Annotated in this window: 13 protein-coding genes and 1 pseudogene; 6 read left to right on the forward strand and 8 right to left on the reverse strand. The window is 63.9% G+C overall.

Annotated features, from left to right (window positions below):
* The 3 genes and pseudogenes from Q2941_RS09725 to Q2941_RS09735 form a co-directional block, all read left to right on the forward strand.
* Nucleotides 1–153: pseudogene (locus Q2941_RS09725) on the forward strand (IS5/IS1182 family transposase); the annotation flags it as partial.
* A 413-nt stretch (nucleotides 154–566) separates the two neighbouring features.
* A complete protein-coding gene (locus Q2941_RS09730) occupies nucleotides 567–1,106 on the forward strand; it encodes an alpha/beta hydrolase family protein (protein ID WP_458192311.1) in 540 nt (179 codons plus the stop codon).
* 2 nt (nucleotides 1,107–1,108) lie between these two features.
* Nucleotides 1,109–1,672, forward strand: coding sequence for a hypothetical protein (locus Q2941_RS09735; protein WP_458192312.1), 564 nt, complete (start codon nucleotides 1,109–1,111; stop codon nucleotides 1,670–1,672).
* 211 nt (nucleotides 1,673–1,883) lie between these two features.
* Here the strand turns inward: Q2941_RS09735 and Q2941_RS09740 are convergent, their stop codons facing one another.
* Complete coding sequence (locus tag Q2941_RS09740) at nucleotides 1,884–3,107, reverse strand: phenylacetate--CoA ligase family protein (protein ID WP_458192313.1); 1,224 nt, start codon at nucleotides 3,105–3,107, stop codon at nucleotides 1,884–1,886.
* 84 nt (nucleotides 3,108–3,191) lie between these two features.
* On the opposite strand from Q2941_RS09740, the gene Q2941_RS09745 reads away from it, so the two are divergent.
* A complete protein-coding gene (locus tag Q2941_RS09745; RefSeq protein ID WP_458192314.1) occupies nucleotides 3,192–4,343 on the forward strand; it encodes an AGE family epimerase/isomerase in 1,152 nt (383 codons plus the stop codon).
* Between the two features lie 60 nt (nucleotides 4,344–4,403).
* Here the strand turns inward: Q2941_RS09745 and Q2941_RS09750 are convergent, their stop codons facing one another.
* From Q2941_RS09750 to Q2941_RS09775, 6 genes are all read right to left on the reverse strand, one after another.
* Nucleotides 4,404–5,243, reverse strand: coding sequence for an ABC transporter ATP-binding protein (locus Q2941_RS09750; RefSeq protein ID WP_458192315.1), 840 nt, complete (start codon nucleotides 5,241–5,243; stop codon nucleotides 4,404–4,406).
* A gap of 179 nt (nucleotides 5,244–5,422) precedes the next feature.
* Entirely contained in the window at nucleotides 5,423–6,703 is a 1,281-nt protein-coding gene (locus Q2941_RS09755) for an ABC transporter substrate-binding protein (RefSeq protein WP_458192316.1), read from the reverse strand.
* Between the two features lie 39 nt (nucleotides 6,704–6,742).
* Nucleotides 6,743–7,816 (reverse strand): branched-chain amino acid ABC transporter permease, encoded by a 1,074-nt coding sequence (locus tag Q2941_RS09760; protein WP_027528550.1) that lies wholly within the window; start codon nucleotides 7,814–7,816, stop codon nucleotides 6,743–6,745.
* 2 nt (nucleotides 7,817–7,818) lie between these two features.
* The gene (locus Q2941_RS09765) at nucleotides 7,819–8,712 is read right to left on the reverse strand and encodes a branched-chain amino acid ABC transporter permease (protein WP_027528551.1); all 894 of its coding nucleotides are present in this window, start codon (nucleotides 8,710–8,712) and stop codon (nucleotides 7,819–7,821) included.
* Nucleotides 8,713–8,935: 223 nt separating this feature from the next.
* Nucleotides 8,936–10,867: a long-chain fatty acid--CoA ligase gene (locus Q2941_RS09770; RefSeq protein WP_458192317.1), complete on the reverse strand. Its 1,932-nt coding sequence runs from the start codon at nucleotides 10,865–10,867 to the stop codon at nucleotides 8,936–8,938.
* Complete coding sequence (locus Q2941_RS09775; RefSeq protein WP_027528553.1) at nucleotides 10,864–11,685, reverse strand: ABC transporter ATP-binding protein; 822 nt, start codon at nucleotides 11,683–11,685, stop codon at nucleotides 10,864–10,866. The genes Q2941_RS09770 and Q2941_RS09775 overlap by 4 nt, the downstream gene beginning before the upstream one ends.
* A gap of 334 nt (nucleotides 11,686–12,019) precedes the next feature.
* On the opposite strand from Q2941_RS09775, the gene Q2941_RS09780 reads away from it, so the two are divergent.
* Entirely contained in the window at nucleotides 12,020–12,694 is a 675-nt protein-coding gene (locus Q2941_RS09780) for a Crp/Fnr family transcriptional regulator (RefSeq protein ID WP_027528554.1), read from the forward strand.
* Between the two features lie 19 nt (nucleotides 12,695–12,713).
* Here the strand turns inward: Q2941_RS09780 and Q2941_RS09785 are convergent, their stop codons facing one another.
* Entirely contained in the window at nucleotides 12,714–13,976 is a 1,263-nt protein-coding gene (locus Q2941_RS09785) for an MFS transporter (RefSeq protein ID WP_458192318.1), read from the reverse strand.
* Between the two features lie 414 nt (nucleotides 13,977–14,390).
* Here Q2941_RS09785 and Q2941_RS09790 point away from each other — a divergent pair, with 414 nt between their 5' ends.
* Nucleotides 14,391–17,708, forward strand: coding sequence for an adenylate/guanylate cyclase domain-containing protein (locus Q2941_RS09790; protein ID WP_458192319.1), 3,318 nt, complete (start codon nucleotides 14,391–14,393; stop codon nucleotides 17,706–17,708).
* Nucleotides 17,709–17,721 lie beyond the last annotated feature (13 nt).

Below are 17,721 nucleotides of genomic sequence, written 5' to 3' on the forward strand. Positions count from 1 at the left end.
AACCATCTCAAGGGCCGCGACGGCGACCGCATCAACGCCGTGCTCGCCGCCGCCGGCTACAACTTCAGCCTGCTCCGCCGCTGGCTCGCGGAACTTTTGCGCGGCCTGTTATGGATACTCTGTCGCCACCTATCGCAACCACACCTTGCGTAAAACGGTGCTCAGAAACGTTCTTCACAAACGACTAGATTGAATTTTCGAGGATGCAAATTTTTTTTCACCCTGGGCGCCGGAATCGCTTTGCGCGCGGGTGTTTTTTCAGGTAGGGTAGTATTTCTGACCCTACTACTTTTTCCTGATTGACCTCGGACTTGCGCCTCAACGCGCAGCGAAGCCGAGCGTGCCTGCTACCGCTCACGCGGCGGCCGGGACGACAGGCTACGCCGGCGAGCAAGCCCCGCGAAGGAGTTAAGGAGTATGGGAATGAGCCTACAGCGAAGAACCAACTGGGCTAACCAGTCCATCGGGGATGCTTTCGACGCGTTGCGCGCTCAAAGGTGCTGGCCGCCTCAGGTGCGTCTCAAACGAGCTGTCGCCATGCGCTCAACCGAGCGGGGGATGAGCCGATGAGCCGATCGGATCAGGGCGCCCAGCTCGCACTCATCTATGAGCCGCGCTTACTGCCGTCTGAATCGCAGGGGCGCTTTAGGATGATGCGTGACGCGATTGTGGCCGAGCTCAAACCGAGCAACGCCATTGAGCAGATGTGGGTCTGCGAGATCATCCATGGCGAATGGGAAGTGCAGCGACTTCGGGAATTCAAGGATCTGATCCTTACTTCCGCCCGCGGTCCGGCACTGAAAAACCTGTTGAGCATCGCGCTAAATACCAGCGGCGCTGCTGACATCAATGATTTGGCCGAGCGATTCTTTACCAACAAAGCGGTACGTGGGAAGGTTTTAGACAAGCTGCGCCAATACGGGATGACGGAGGCCAGTATCGATGCGGAGGCCTTCCGCCATTGCTTGGTTGAGTTGGGCGAGATCAATCGCCGGTCGGCTGAACTGAGTTCGCGCCGCGACAAGAACCTGCAGCTGCTTGAGGACCACCGGGCCGGCTTGGCGAGGCCGGCGCATCGGCGACAAGGCAGCGATGATCAGGGGTGACGATGGCAACTGAACGTCAGATCGCGGCCAACAGGAGGAACGCGCAGAAGAGCACGGGGCCGCGCACGGCGGCGGGTAAGCGGCGCAGCGCGGGCAACGCCTACCGCCACGGCCTCAGCGTTGCCACCGGCAATGCCGCGGATGATGCAGCCGTGGAATCCCTAGCCCTCGCTATCGTTGCCGGTAGCAGCGATCCGAAGCATCTGGACTCGGCCCGCAGCGCGGCGCGCGCGTACCTCGAGCTCGCCCATATCCGCCAGATCAAAGCCGATATCATCCAGCGCATGCTGGACTTCGGCGCCGTGGAGCCGGGGGAGCTCATGCGCGCGCGTCTGGCCGAGTCGCGCTACCTGAAAGCGCTATTGCGCCGGCAATGGCAGAAACCAGAGCGGCTCAAACCGGTATCCGTGCCCTCGCAAGCTGAGCGCGAGGCCGAGGTCGTGCGTCGGCTGCTGCCAGAGCTGCGCAAGCTCAACCGCTCCGAGGCGCGGACCTATGCGACGCTGGATCGGGCGCTATCCGAGGTCGCGGCGCGGAACACGGTAAGGGAGCATCCTGCACCATGAAGCCACATGCCTTCGCAGAACGAACCCAATCAAGTCGACAAATCAGGCCATTGAGATGGGGCGCCGCGCCGCGAAGCCCACTGCGGCGCGCTTACACGCCTCGTGGTGCGCCCACTAGAAAAAGTATGTGAGAAATCAACGCTTACTTTCATGCGCTCGGCCGCCCCGCGCTCCCTGTTCGCAGGATATTGAGCTTGTGGAGTGGGCCCTTTTAGCGCTCGTCGGCGATCACCTTGCCGTCGTTCGGTAGTGCGCCCGGGCTCACCAACTCGACATTGCCGCCGAGCTTCGTCACCGCGCGTAGCGTGGCGGCGATCTCCTCGTGGAGCGCCTCGCTTGCTGCCGCCGTCTCGGCCTTCAACGTCATCGCATCCGTTTCGCGCTCGCGGGTGACGACGAGACGCAGGCGCCCAAGCGCGGGATGGCGCTTGCCGATCTCGGCGATCTGCTCGGGGCGGACGAACATGCCCTTGACCTTGGTGGTCTGGTCGGCGCGACCCATCCAGCCCTTGATGCGCATGTTGGTGCGGCCGCAGGAGCTCTTGCCCGGCAGCGCCGCGGTGAGGTCGCCGAGCGCAAGGCGGATCCAGGGATGATGCGGGTCGAGCGAGGTCACCACGATCTCGCCGACGTCTCCTGGCGCAACGGGATCGCCGGTGCCTGGCTTGACGATCTCCAGGATCAGGTCCTCGTTGACGACCATGCCTTCGCGGGCCTCGGTCTCGAAGGCGATGAGGCCGAGATCGGCGGTACCGAAGGCCTGATAGGCGTCGATGCCGCGCGCCTTGATCTCGGCCTGGAGCGAGGGCGGAAACGCGGCGCCCGACACCAGCGCGCGCTTGATCGAGGAGACATCGCGCCCCGCGCTTGCGGCGGCGTCGAGCAGGATCTTCAGAAAGTCCGGCGTGCCGCTATAGCCGATCGGCCGGTAGGCCTCGATCAGCTCAAATTGCGCTTCCGTGTTGCCCGGGCCCGCCGGGATCACCGCGCAGCCCAGCGCCCGCGCCGAGGCGTCGAAAATGAAGCCCCCGGGGGTCAGATGGTAGCCGAACGTGTTGAGCACGATGTCGCCGGGCCGAAAGCCCGCGGCGAATAATGCCCGCGCCCCGCGCCAGGGGTCGGCCTGGGTTCCCTCCGGCTCGAAGATCGGTCCTGGCGAGGTGAACAGCCGCGCGAATGCCCCGGGCGGGTGCGCCACGAAGCCGCCGAAGGGCTGGGAGGCCCTGTGCAGGGCGGGCAGTTCCGACTTGCGCAGCACCGGCAGCCGCGCCAGCGCCGCCCGCGAGGTCACGGAGGCCGGCTCGAAACCCTTCAGACGCTCGGCATAGGCCGGTGCGGCCATGGCATGGTGCAGGATGCCTGGCAGCCGCGAGAACAGCTCGGCCTCGCGCTCGTCGGGCGCGCGCGTCTCAAGGGCGTCGTAATGGGCGGTCATGGCTGGTCCTCAACTGGTTCGCTTCCGTTGCGCCGCCTCGCGCGCGTCGCTATCAGGGCGGCAGCCGGAGCTGGAGAAGGTGGAATGGCCGACGAACAGGGGATCACGACGGAGGAGGCCGCCGATGTCGTCGCCAGATTGAAGCGGCGAATGATCGACGCAGCGCTGCCGTTGTGGTCGGGCGAAGGCTGGGATGGGGCTACGGGCGGCTTCATCGACCGGCTGCACAAGGATGGCACGGCGGATCGTGTGGCGCCTCGCCGCGTGATGGTGCAGGCCCGCCAGATCTACTGCTATGCCAAGGCGGCACAGATGGGCTGGTATCCGGACGGCCGTGCGATCGCGTTGAAGGGTCTCGAGTACATGCTGGCGCGCGCCAAGGCGCCGGACGGCCGTCCGGGCTACGTGCATCGCTTGACGCCGGAAGGTACCGTGCTGGACGGCAAGCGCGATGCCTACGACCACGCTTTCATCCTGCTCGCGCTTGCGACCGTCTATGCGCTGGACAGGGACGCGCAGGTTCGCGCCGAGATCGACGCGCTGCTCGCCTTCATCGACGCGCATTTGCGCTCGCCGCATGGCGGTGTTCACGAGAGCCTGCCGACGGCGATGCCGCGCCGGCAGAATCCACACATGCATCTGTTCGAGTCGATGATCGCGTGTTTTGACGCGACGCATGACCTGTCGTTCCAGAACCGCGCCGGCGAGTTCTTCGCGTTGTTTCTCGCCAATCTCTACGACAAACAGAAGCGCGCGCTCGGCGAATATTTCGAGGAGGACTGGTCCAAAATCGAGCCAGTCAGTGTCGAGCCCGGCCACCAGGCCGAATGGGTCTGGCTGTTGAAGGGGTTCGAGCGCATCACGGGCTGCCCGACGGGCCGCTATCGCGGCGAATTGCTGCAGACAGCGGTGCGCTGTTACGACACCGCAACTGGCTGCCTCATCGACGAAGCCGACGTCGACGGCAATATCCGCCGGCATTCGCGGCGGCTGTGGCCGCAGACCGAGATCGCGAAAGCGTGGATCGCGCAGGCCGAATCCGGCGAGACGGGCGCGGCGGACAAGGCGCTCGCGGCGCTGGTGCGGCTGGAACGGCACTATCTCAGCCATCCGGTGAAGGGCGGCTGGTATGATCAGTTCGACCGCGACGGCAACTCGCTGGTCGAGACCATTCCTGCGTCGTCGTTCTATCATGTTCTCTGCGCGGTCACGGAAGCCGAGCAAGTGCTGGGGTGAAACGCTTTTGTTTTGACGCGTTTTCTTCACGCGAACCGGTTCCCACTTCGCTTGAAAACGCTATAGCCAGCGCTTGCGTCGCTTGAAGCTCTTGAGGTTCTTGAAGCTCTTGCGTTGGTCGCCGGCGCCGCCGAGGTAGAATTCCTTGACGTCCTCGTTGTCGCGCAGATCGTCGGCGGTGCCGTCGAGCACGACCTTACCCTGCTCCATGATGTAGCCATGGCTCGCGACCGAGAGCGCGGCGCGTGCGTTCTGCTCGACCAGCAGGATGGTGACGCCGAGGTCGCGATTGATCTTCTTGATGATCGCGAACACTTCCTTCACGAGCAGCGGCGACAACCCCATCGACGGCTCGTCCATCAAAATCATCTTCGGGCGCGCCATCAGCGCGCGGCCGATCGCGAGCATCTGCTGTTCGCCGCCGGAGAGATAGCCGGCGAGGCCCGTGCGCTCCTTCAGGCGTGGGAAATAGTTGAAGACCATGTCGAGGTCGGCATCGATCTCGCGGTCGCTGCGGGTGAAGGCGCCGAGCTTGAGGTTCTCCAGCGACGTCATGTCGGCGACGATGCGCCGCCCCTCCATCACCTGGAAGATGCCGCGGCGGACGATCTTGTCGGGGTCGATGCCGTTGATGCGGGCGCCGTCGAACATGATCTCGCCGCGCGTGACCTCGCCGTCCTCGGTCTTGAGCAGGCCGGAGATTGCCTTCAGCGTCGTCGACTTGCCGGCGCCGTTGGCGCCCAGCAGCGCCACGATCGCGCCCTTGGGCACTTCGAGGCTCAAGCCCCGTAGCACCAGGATGACGTCGTCATAGACGACCTCGATGTTGCGCACGCTGAGCAGCGGCGGCGTGGGAACGACGCTTGGATTGGGGCGCTCGATATGAGTCACTTCACTCATGGTCAGTTACTCTCGTTCTCTTGGTTCGTCATTCCGGGGCGCCTCGAAGAGGCGAGTCCGGAATCTCGAAGGTTCCGGGTTCAATGCTTTGCATTGCCCCGGAACGACGGGAGAAAGCTGCGGATCCCCCGCTTTCGCGGGGGATGACGCAGCGAATAGTTGGTACGCTCGTTCCTACCTCACCACCCCAGCCATTCCGGCTTGCGCGGCAGCTCGACCGTCTTGACCTTCTCGAGCTTGATCACGCCCTTGCTCATGAGATCATTGAGGTCGCCATCGGTCGCGCCCGTGATCTTGGTGCGATAGAGATCGACCTTGAGCGTGCCGCGATGGTCCTTGTCGGTCCAGGTCGAGGGATTGCAGACGCCTTCCATTCCGGCCGGCACCCAGTCCTTCTTCTGGTAGAAGCCCCTGGCGACGTTCTCGCCGGTGGCGCCGCCGTTCTTGACCGCCCAGTCGAGCGCTTCCTTGGTGTAGAGCGCGCTGCAAACGGCGGCGACGTAGTGCACGGGGCGATAGACCTTACCGGTCGGATCGGACATCTTCGAGATCTCCATCACCGTCTTCATGCCGGGTGCGTTACCGCCCCAGCTCACTGCGGTACGCAGCGGGAAGATCACGCCGTCCGCCGCATCGCCGGCCGTCTTGGCAGCGTTCTCGTCCATGCCCCAGACGTTGCCAAGGAACTGCACGTCGACGCCCGCGGTCTTGCAGGCCTTCAGCACGGAGATATTCGAGGCAGCCGTATTGCCGAGATAGGCGTAGTTGGCGCCGCTGCTCTTCAGGCTCAGGCATTGCGCGCTGTAGTCGCCGGGCGTCAACGCAAACACGATCGGCGGCAGCACCTCGAAACCGAGCTCGGTCGCGAGTGCCTCGCCGGCGGCCTTCGGTGCGTTCGGGTAGGGATGGTTGCCGCCCATGTGCACGAATTTGGGCTTGCCGCTCTTGCCCTTGGCCTTCCAGTCTTCGGCCGCCCAGGTCAGCATCGCGCGCATGGCATCGGAATAGCTCGGGCCATAGAAGAAATTATACGGCGCGGCCTTCGCCTTGCCGCTGCTGCCCTCGGGATCGGTGAGTGCTGCGGCGTAGGAGCCGGACATATAGGGGATCTTGTCCTGCGCGACGAAGGTCGTCAGCGCTTCGGTGTCCGCGGTGCCCCAGCCCATGATCGCCGCGACCTTCTCGCCGCCGGACCACTTCTTGTAAAGCGCGACCGCGCGCGGCACCTGGTAGCCGTAATCATTGCTGTCGACATTGAGCTGCTTGCCGCCGATGCCGCCATTCTTGTTGATCCAGGCAAAGGTATCCACTACGGCCTGGCCGTAGGGCGTTCCCACGTCGGAAGTGGCGCCGGAATAGTCGGCGAGATGGCCGATCGCGATCTGCGCATGTGCCGGCGCGGCTACGGCGCCGATCAGCAGCGCAAGCGATGCGGTGCTCAAAAGGGCTTTGATCTTCATGGGTTGGTTCCTCCTGTTTTTCGTTTAGATGGCCCGCGCTCAATGCGAGAACGGGTAGAGTTTCCAGTAAGCCTTGATCTGCCGCCAGCGATGCGCGAGCCCGTCCGGCTCGAACATCAGGAATGCGATGATGATGAGCCCGATCGCGATCTCGCGCAGGAAGGTGATGTTGGTATTGAGCGACAGCGCGTGATCGATCGCGCCGCCCTTCAATTGCAGGCTGAGCCATTCCATCGATTCCGGCAGCAGCACCACGAAGGCCGTTCCCATCAGCGTGCCCATGATCGAGCCGGTGCCGCCGATAATGATCATGGCGAGGAACAGGATTGACCGCTCGATGCCAAAGCCTTCCTGCGAGACCACGAGCTGGTAATGCGCGTAGAGCGCGCCGGCGATGCCGGCGAAAAAGGCGGCGAGCCCGAACGACAGCGTGCGGTACTTCGTCAGGTTGATCCCCATGATCTCCGCGGAGAGATAATGGTCGCGGATCGCGACCAGCGCTCTGCCGTCGCGCGTGCGCATCAGATTGGTGACGAGGACGTAGCTTGCGAGCACGTAAGCCAACACGACGTAGAAATACTGCTTATCGCCGCGCAGCGCATAGCCGAAGATCGAAAACGGCTCGGCGCTGGCCGGCACCGAGCCGCCGGAGAACCATTCGGCGCGCGAGAAGAAGTCGAGCAGGATGTATTGCGCCGCGAGCGTCGCGATGACGAGATAGAGCCCCTTCAGCCGTGCCGCGGGAATACCGAAGACCAGGCCGACGAGCGCGGTGACGATGCCGGCGAGCGGGATGGCGAAGAACACCGGGATCGGTGCGTTGTTGGAGATATAGGCCGAGGTGAAGGCGCCGAGCAGGAAGAAGGCAGCATGGCCGATCGAGATCTGGCCGGTGAAGCCGACCAGGATGTTCAAGCCGAGTGCAGCGATCGAGAAGATGCCGATCTGGATCAGGATGCTCAGCCAATATCCGCTGAAGAATTGCGGCGCCAGGCAAAGCAGCAGCACGCCGGCAATCGCAAAGTTGCGGCTGGTCCTGGTCGGGAAGATCGTGGTGTCGGCCGCGTAGGTGGTGCGGAAATCACCAGCAGGGATGAGGGCAGGGCCAGCCATGGTCAAATCCGCTCGATGTCGTGGGTGCCGAACAGGCCGTAGGGCTTGATCATCAGCACGATGATGAGGACGTAGAACGGTGCGATCTCGTAGAGATTGCCCCAGTGCAGATACTGGCTGTCGACATATTGCGCGATGTTCTCGAGAAGCCCGATGATGATGCCGCCGAGCACGGCGCCGCCGACGGAGTCGAGCCCGCCGAGGATCGCCGCCGGAAACACCTTGATGCCGTACGCGGCGAGCCCCGACGACACGCCATTCACCACGGCGACGACGACGCCCGCGACCGCCGACACCGTCGCCGAGATCGCCCAGGCCATCGCGAACACGCTTTTGACGGAAATGCCGAGCGACTGCGCCACTTGCTGATTGAACGCGGTGGCCCGCATCGCAAGCCCGTATTTCGAGGCCCGGAAGAACCAGGCCATGCCGATCATCATTGCCACCGACACCACTAGGCTCATGATGTAGACGGTCTGGATCTGCAGCCCGAGCAGGTTCACCGACTGGCTCTCGAATACGCGCGGGAACGGCTGCGGGTTGACGCCGAACATCCACTTCAGCGCGGCCTGGAAGACCGTCGAGAGGCCGATGGTGACCATGATCACCGAGATGATCGGCTCGCCGATCATGGGCCTCAGGATCAGGACCTGGATCGCAATGCCGAACACGAACATGAAGACGAGCGTCATTGGCATGCCGATCCAGAACGGCACCTGGTATTTCGCCAGCAGCGCCCAGCACACCCAGGCGCCGACCAGCAGCAATTCACCTTGCGCGAAGTTGACGACCTGCGTCGCCTTGTAGATCAGCACAAACGACATCGCGACCACGCCATAGAGCGTTCCGACCACGAGGCCGTTGACCAGGAGCTGGATGAGGAATGCGGTATTCATGTCGATTTCCGCGCAAAATGCAGAAGCGTTGACGGTGCACCCTCTCCGCTTGCGGGAGAGGGTGGCTTCGCGAAGCGAAGCCGGGTGAGGGGTTGCCTCCGCATTGAAGGTGTGGAGAGAGGACCCCTCACCCCTACGAGCTTGCGGCTGAGGGCGGAGCTGCCCTCTCCCACAAGGGGAGAGGGCAGAATAAGGTGCATCGTGCTCGTTGCTTGCGAAAGACTCACTCCGCCGCCTCCGCCATATGCGCGTCGGCGCGCAGGTCCACCACCCGCAAGCTCGTGCGCACCCTCTGCGTGGTGCCGTCCTGGAAGCGGATCACGGTGTCGACGGGGATGTTGGCATCGCCCCGGTAGATGGCGTCGATGATATCTGCGTATTTCTCGTTGATGACGCCGCGACGCACCTTTCGGGTGCGGGTGAGTTCACCGTCGTCGGCATCCAGCTCCTTGTAAAGCAGGAGGAAGCGCGAGATGCGCTGCGCCGGCGGCAGCGTCGCGTTCACGGTCTCGACTTCCTTCTGGAGCAGCGCATAGACCTCCGGCCGCGAGGCGAGGTCGCTATAGGTGGTGAAGGAGAGGCGGTTCTTCTCCGCCCATTTCGAGATGATGGAGTAGCGGATGCAGATCATGGCTGCGAGCGCGTCGCGGCCCGCACCCAACACTACGGCTTCCGCGATATAGGGTGAGAACTTCAGCTTGTTCTCGATGAACTGCGGCGAGAAGCGTTCGCCGCGCGAAGTCTCTGCGAGGTCCTTGATCCGGTCGATGACGACCAGCTGCTTGCTATCGTTGAAATAGCCGGCATCGCCCGAGAGCATCCAGCCATCCCTGATGTCGGCGACGCTTGCCTCGGGGTTCTTGTAATATCCTAAGAACATGTTGGGATGCCGCACCACGATCTCGCCGACACCATGGATGTCGGCATTGTCGATGCGGATCTCGATATCGTCGGCCATCGCCACGCCCGTGGTGTCAGGGTCGACCTTGCCCTCGGGATGCAGCGTGTAGGCGCCCAGGAGCTCGGTCTGGCCGTAGAGCGTGCGCAGCGGCACGCCCATCGCCTGGAAAAACTTGAAGGTATCAGGCCCAAGCGCCGCGCCGCCCGTCGCAGCCGAGCGCAGCCGCGTGAATCCGAGACGGTCGCGCAGGGCGCGGAACAGGATCATGTCGGCGAGGCTCGAATGCTTGCCTTGCGCGAGCGCGGCAAGCCCGGTCTTCATGCCAAGATCGAACAGCCGCTGCTTGAACGGCGTCGCGTCCATCACCTTGGCCCGGACATCGGCGGCGATCGATTCCCATACGCGTGGCGCGAAGAGAACGAACGTCGGCGCGATCTCGCGCAGATCGTTCATCATGGTGTCGGGCTCTTCAACGAAGTTGATCTTCATCCGGCAGAGCAGGCCTTTGCCGAGCACATACACCTGCTCCATGATCCAGGGCAGAGGCAGCACCGAGACGTATTCGTCGTCCGGTCCCTTCGGATCGAAGGCGAGGTAGGTCGCGCAGTGGCCGAGCACGCGGCCGGCGGCGAGCATCGCAAGCTTGGGATGCGAGGTGGTGCCCGACGTGGTGCAGAGGATCGCGACGTCCTCGCCCCTGGTCGCATCCACCAGCCTGTCGTAAAGCTCCGGCTCGCGCGCGGCGCGCGCACGGCCGAGCTCGGCGAGCTTCTCGGCCGGCATTAGCCGCGGATCATCATATTTCCGCATGCCGCGCGGATCGGAATAGATGATGTGCTTTAGTTTCGGCACGCGGTCGGCGAGCCCCAAAAGCTTGTCGACCTGCTCCTCGTCCTCGGCGAAGACGAGCTGCGCTTCGCCATAGGTGAGGAGATAGGAGGCCTCCTCATCCAGCACGTCGCGATAGAGCCCGAGGCTCAGACCGCCGATGGCATGGGTAGCCACTTCCGCCGCGACCCAGTCGGGCCGGTTGTCGCCGATGATACCGATGACGTCGCCGCGGCCGAGGCCGAGTTCAACGAGGCCGAGCGCGAAATCGCGCACCCGCCTCTGGTAGTCGCTCCAGGTGAAAAGACGCCAGAGCCCAAAATCCTTTTCGCGAAGCGCGACCTCGCTGCCGTGCTCCATCGCATTCAGCCGTAGCAGTTTCGGATAGGTGTCGGCCTGCGCGACGCGCCCCGCATAATCCATCATGCCGCGCACTCCGGGGCAGCGGGCTTGTCGTCGGGATCGACCAGCACGTCGTCCTCTTCGCCGAGATAGGCGCGCTTGACGTGGGGATCGGCCAGCACCGCCGCCGGATCGCCCTCGGCGATCTTGCGGCCGAAATCCAGCACCATGACGCGGTGGGAAATATCCATCACTACGCCCATGTCGTGCTCGATCATCACCACCGTCATCCCGAACTCCTCGTTGAGATCGACGATGTAGCGGGCCATGTCCTCCTTCTCCTCGAAGTTCATGCCGGCCATCGGCTCGTCGAGGAGAATGAGGCGCGGCTCCAGCGCCATGGCGCGCGCCAGCTCGACGCGCTTGCGCAGGCCGTAGGGCAGGGTGCCGGCTTGCGCTTTTCGAACCGATTGCAGGTCGAGGAAGTCGATGATCTCCTCGACCTTGCGGCGGTGCGCGAGCTCCTCCTTGCGCGCGCCGGTCAGCCAGTACAGCGAGCCCGTGATGAAATTGTTCTTCAGCAGGTGATGGCGGCCAACCATGATGTTGTCGAGCACGCTCATATGGTGGAACAGCGCCAGATTCTGGAATGTGCGGCCGATGCCGAGCGAGGCGCGGGCGTTTGGCGTCAATCCGGTGATGTCGCGGTCCTGGTAGAAGAGCTGGCCTTCCGTCGGCTTGTAGCGACCGGAAATACAGTTCACGATCGAGGTCTTGCCTGCGCCGTTGGGGCCGATGATCGAGAACAGCTCGCCGTCCTTGATGGAAAAGCTGACGTCGGTCAGCGCGCGGACGCCGCCGAACCGCAAGGACACGCCGCGCACTTCAAGATTGGTTGCCACCAATAATTCCCTCCCCGGCGACGGCGCTTTGGCGCTCTTTCGTCCATTTCCTTGGGCTGATCCTATATCGGCCGTTCGGGCGAGGCCATGCAGCCGATGGTCCCGGTCCGATCACGCGGCCGACGCTATCCCCATTGGGAACAAAAGCCGATCGCGCGAGGTGGTCCTCAATAGGGTAAAGCGCTATCTTGAAATGTCTTGTGCCTGACAATTCGTCGGCAAAGTTTTTCGCGGGGGCGGGGCTTGCTTCTTTCGCCGCAGGGCGAATGAGGCGGGTTTGCTGCGATGCAGCAATCAGGCGGGGTGGCGTTACGGTGCGGTTGGCTTCGGGATCATGATTTCAGAGGATCAATTGAAGCGCGTCGCCGCCTGGTCGCGCGAACTCACGACGCGCGAGATTGAGGTCGCCCGCGCCGGGATCGTCGAAAAATCCTACGCCAACGGCGAGACTGTCTTCATGCGCGGCGACAAGTTCGACTATTGGGCCGGCGTGGTCAGTGGCCTCGCCCGGATGGGCGGGGTTTCGCGCGACGGCAAGGAGACGAGCCTCGCGGGTCTCACCGCGGGAGCCTGGTTCGGCGAGGGCAGCGTGCTCAAGAACGAGCCGCGGCGCTACGACGTGGTTGCGCTCCGCGACAGCCGTCTCGCTCTGATGGAGCGCAGCGCCTTCCTGTGGCTGTTCGAGAACAGCGTCGGCTTCAACCGCTTCCTGGTGCGCCAGCTCAACGAGCGGCTCGGCCAGTTCATCGGCATGCTCGAGGTCAACCGCACGCTGGACGCCACAGCGCGCCTTGCCCGTAGCATCGCCTCGCTGTTCAATCCGATCCTCTATCCGGATTCCAAGACGCATCTGGAGATCACGCAGGAGGAGATCGGCGCACTCTCCGGCATGTCGCGGCAGAACGCGAACCGCGCGCTGAACCGGCTCGAGAAGGAGGGGCTGCTGCGGCTCGAATATGGCGGCGTCACCATCCTCGATGTCGAGCGGCTGCGCGGATATGGGGATTAGGGTTTAGGGCGCCAATCCATCATCGCGCATTGGCTGGCGCGTGTGCCGGCCACAGATCGGCGCGCCAGCGCACTGCAATCGCCATCATAGCGATGAAGCCAGAGATCGCATACAGCGAACCTGTCGCCGAATAGCCGATGCGGTCGATCAGGCTGCCCGCCGCAAGCAGCCCGAGCGGCAAGCCGTAGATCACCATCATGCGCACCCCCATGACGCGGCCCCGGAGGTGCGCGCTCGCCGCGCGCATCAGGATCACGGCGGCTGATATCATCGACATGCTCTGCGCGATGCCGGCGAGCACGAGGCAGGCCATGGCGACCGGCATGGTCCTCATTCCGACGAACACCAGCAGCATCGCGTACCAGGCGAGCGTCGCGCCGATCAGAAGCCGGGCGATCCGCAAGCCGCTCATAAGGCTGAGTGCGATCGAACCTGTCAGCGAGCCCACGGCAAAACTCGCCGACAGATAGCCGAGACCGGTCTGGTCAGTATGAAAGATATCGCGCGCGACGAAAGGTAACAGCCCGCTCGTCAGCGGAAATGCCGTGAGATTGGCCAAAAATGCGACGCAGAGCGCCGCTCTCATCCCGGGGCCGTTCCAGGCATAAACGATGCCTTCCTTCAGGTCGCGCAGCAATCTCGTGCCGGCGCGGCCGTCCGCCGGGCGATGGCTTGCGGCAGAGGACTTTGCCGGCCGGGTCAGGCAGAGCATCAGGATCGCGGCCACGAGATAGAGGCAGGCGGTCGCCACATACACGAGGCCGATGCCAAGCGCTGCGAACAGTCCGGCACCGGTCAAGGCGCCGGCGATGCGCGCGCTATCCTGGGTCGTGCGCGACAGGCTGATTGCACCAACCAGTTGTTCGGCCGGCATGATGCTGGCGAGCAGCGCGCCGCGCATGCCGAGGTCCGAAGGGCGGATCAGGCCCATGACCGCGACGATGATCATCACATTGAACGTCGCCAGATGGCCGGTGAGGGCCAGCGCCATGATGGTCGAAGACAGTGCCGTATAAGCAAGACGCATGGCGATGAGAAGGTCCCGGTGACCGATGCGGTCTCCTATCATCCCGAACACCGGCGCAATGAGTGTCCCGACATATTGCAGCGATGCCAGGATGGTAAGCAGCAGAACCGAGCCGGTCTCCACCATGATGTACCAGCCGAGCACCAGCGTCTCCACCTCGAACGCCCAGGAGGTGAGGAGATCGGACGGCCATTGAAAGCGATAGTTGCGGATGCGGAACGGCGCGAGCGCGGAAGGTCGTGTAGCTGTGCTCAAGATGCGATGACGGGTTTCACGGCGATTCCCTGCCCTTATTATTGGTTCTTTCTGTTCGTCAGCGTAGTGCAGGCGATACTCGTGTCAATTGACGCTACCGCATGCCGCCATGCTCGCCGACGATTCGCGATGGGCCGCGCTCAGCGGGACTTCCGCCTGTTGAATAGAATCGCTGCAGATAGAAGAGTGCAGTTTTGTGCGGGGTAGCGCACAGCAGTCGCCTTCGGTCCGCCAGTGCACCCGCAGCGCGGCCTCGCTGTCCCACCTGTTTACGTGGATGAGCAGACGAGCCGCCGCTTGCTCTTCCGGCGCGTCGAGCCCATTCTGGTCGCATCCTGGGCCCATTCGGTCGGGCCTGCTGATCGCGCCATCGTGGCTTCCGCGAGGTCTTGGGCTACGAAAAGGTCTTGGGCCATGAAGTGCTCGGGTTGCGAGTACGAGGTTCAGAGCGGCTTTGCCTTCTGCCCGAAGTGCGGCACGAAGCAGCCGATCGCGTGCCCTGGCTGCGGCTTTCCATGCGCGCCGGATTTCGCATACTGCCCGAAATGCGGCATTCCCGTCTGTGAGGCTTCCAAAGGCGGCGGGCAGGCATCGGTTCGGACGACCCCGACGACAATCCCGATCAGGTCCTCCTCGCCGCCGCTCGCGCCGATGGTCGAGGCTCAACACGCGTCTCGACCGCAGTCGGACAAAATCGATGGCGAGGCAAACCGTCGTACCATCACCGTGCTGTTTGCCGACCTCAGCGGCTTCACCACGATGACCGAGCGGCTCGACCCCGAGGTCATGCAGACGCTTCAGAACGAACTATTCGAGGAGCTGACGGCCGCCGTGCAGGGCTTTGGCGGCTTCGTGGACAAATTCATCGGCGATGCGCTGCTTGCTCTTTTTGGTGCGCCGGCCGCGCACGAGGACGACCCGGAGCGGGCGATCCGCGCCGCCCTGGACATGATCAGCCGGACGGCGCGCCTCAGCGAACGCGCGAAGGCGTATGCCGGTTCACCGCTGCTGCTCCATGTCGGCATCAACACCGGGCACGTCGTTGCGGGAGGGCTGGGTGTGGGTGTTGCCAAATCTTATTCGGTGACCGGCGACACGGTAAATACCGCACAGCGATTGCAGTCGATGGCTCCTCCGGGCGAGGTCCTGGTCGGGCCGTTGACCCACCGGCTGACGCGGCATGCTTTCTCCTATGACTCGCTTGGCGAGGTCTCGCTTAAGGGCAAGATGGGCAGCGTCCTGGTCCATCGTTTGAAGGGGGCGCTCGAAACGCCCCGTGCGGCGAGAGGCCTCGACACGCTGGGCCTCAGCGCGCCCCTGATCGGGCGCGACGCCGAGCTTGCCCGCGTGATCGGCAGCCTTGATCGTGCGTGCGGCGGCGCGGCTCAACTGGTGCGGCTGGTCGGCGAAGCCGGAATCGGGAAAACGCGCCTGGTGAACGAATTCGTCGCCCGTATCCGCGATGAGGATCGCTTCGCAGATGTGGCGATCCGGCAGGCTGTCTGCTCGCCATTGGGTGAACAATCCTACGGCACGCTCGCGGCGGTGCTGCGCAGCGCCTATGGCATCGCGCAGAAGGCCAGCGCCGCAGAGACCGAGGCCAGGCTGGCTGCCGCGCTGTCGGAGCTTGGCCTTGCGACTGAAGAGGCAGAGCGATTGATGCCGCTCTATTTCCACGTTCTCGGCCTCGGCGACCCCGACGCCGTGCTGCAGCACGTCGAGCCCGAACAGCTCCGGCGGCAGATATTCTTTGCGATTCGCACCGTCTTCGAACGGCGTCTGGCCTTGTCGCCGCTTCTGATCATTGTTGAAGATCTGCACTGGGCCGATGCCGTGTCTCTCGAAGCGCTGCGGTTCCTGATGGACCGGCTGGAGCGTACGCGGCTGATGCTGTTGTTCACGCATCGGCCAATGCTGGAGCTGGATCAGTTCGGTTCGGGTCGGATCAGCCACACAACCCTTCGGCTGCCTCCGCTTGGTGACGCCGACGGACAAAAGCTGCTCGCGGCCTATTTCAGTCAGGGTTGGCGCGAACCGCCGGGGCGTCTGTTCAGTCGAATCCTCGAGCGTGCGAGCGGCAATCCACTCTTCTTTGAGGAGATCATCCGCGGTCTCATTGAAGCCGGTGCCCTGGAGCGTGACGGCTCGCAGTGGCGGATCAAGTCGGATGAAGCCGCCGCCGATATTCCGGCAAACATTCAGGCGCTGTTGCTGGCGCGCCTGGACCGGCTGCCGCATGAGGTGCGCCGGCTGGCCCAGGAGGCCGCGGTGATCGGCCCGCGCTTCGATGCGGCTCTCCTCGGTGCGACGGCGACCGATCGGGCAAAGGTAGAGGTGGGGCTCGAGCTTCTGTGCGACGCCGAGATCGTCGAGGAGGTCGCAGGCTCGAACTCCATTTCGCTGCGATCCTACCGCTTCACGCAAACCATGCTTCAGGACGTGATCTATCAGAACCTGCTCTTGCAGCGCCGGATCGAGCTCCACGGGCGGATTGGTGCCGCTCTGGAGCGTCTCTACGGCAACGAGCCAGAGCGGCTCGAAGACCTCGTCCTGCTCGGACACCACTTCAGCCTGAGCGCGAGCAAGCCGAAAGGTGCGCGCTATCTGCGGGCAGCCGGCGATCGCGCTCGCGCGACCTATGCCAATGACGATGCCATCCGTCTCTACCAGCAGGCCCTCGCTGTACTGTTGACCGGCGGCGAAGGCGAACCGGAACGCCTGGCCCTGTACGAGCGGATCGCGGACCTCTGTGGCGCGGCCGGCCGTCGAAACACCGCCGAGGAGCACTACCAGAGCGCGCTGGAAGGTCACCGGGCCGCAGGGGACCGCATCGGCGAAGCGCGCATTCTTCGCAAGCTTGGCCGGATGTTGTGGGACGCCGGCAAGCGGACCAAGGCAGAAACGCACTACGCAGAGGCGGCTGAACTGCTTGGAGGGACCGAGGCGCCAATCGAGTGGGCGCACCTCCTGCAGGAGCGCGGCCGTCTCGCGTTTCGCATGGGTGACCACGTAGCTGCCGCGAGATGGGCCGACGAGGCGCTTGGCTACGCCCGATCCGCGCCGGCGGACGCGGACAAGCAAGCCGAGGCAGCGCGGGCCATTGCCGAGGCTCTCAACACCAAGGCGGTTGCACTGGCGCGGCTTGGACGACACCAGGAGGCGGTGCGCGAGGTGGAGCAAAGTGTCGCAGCCGCCGAGGCCGCCGGCCATCTCAACGTGGCCTGTCGCAGCTACACCAATCTTGGCGTGCTCTACACCACTGTCGACCCGGCGCAAGCCATGGAGGTTTGCCGGCGCGGCCTCGATGTCGCGCGTCGCATCGGCGATCTCGGCTTCCAGGCGCGCCTGTTTGCCAATTATGCCGTCGCTTGTTGCACCTTCACGGACAAATGTTCCGAGGAGGGGGTGCCGGCTGCCGAGAAGGCGATCGAGATCGACCGTGCACTCGATCAGCGCGAGCATCTCCCGGTGCCCTTGATCGTGCTCGGGCAAATCCATCAGTGCCATTTCCGCCCCGACCTGGCTGCCCGCTGCTACAATGAGGCAATCGAGGTGGCGAGCGAGACCGGCGAGCCGCAGCAGCTCTTTCCGTGCTATGATGGTCTTGCGACACTGAACCTTGATCGAGGCGACATGCCCGAGGCCGAGCGGTATTTCGCGCTGGCCCAAGATGTCTGCGCCCGGCACGGGCTCGATCCCGCAGGGCTGATCGTACTGCCATTTCTGGACTAGCCAATGTGAGGGA

It is taken from the genome of Bradyrhizobium sp. UFLA05-153, from assembly GCF_054185185.1.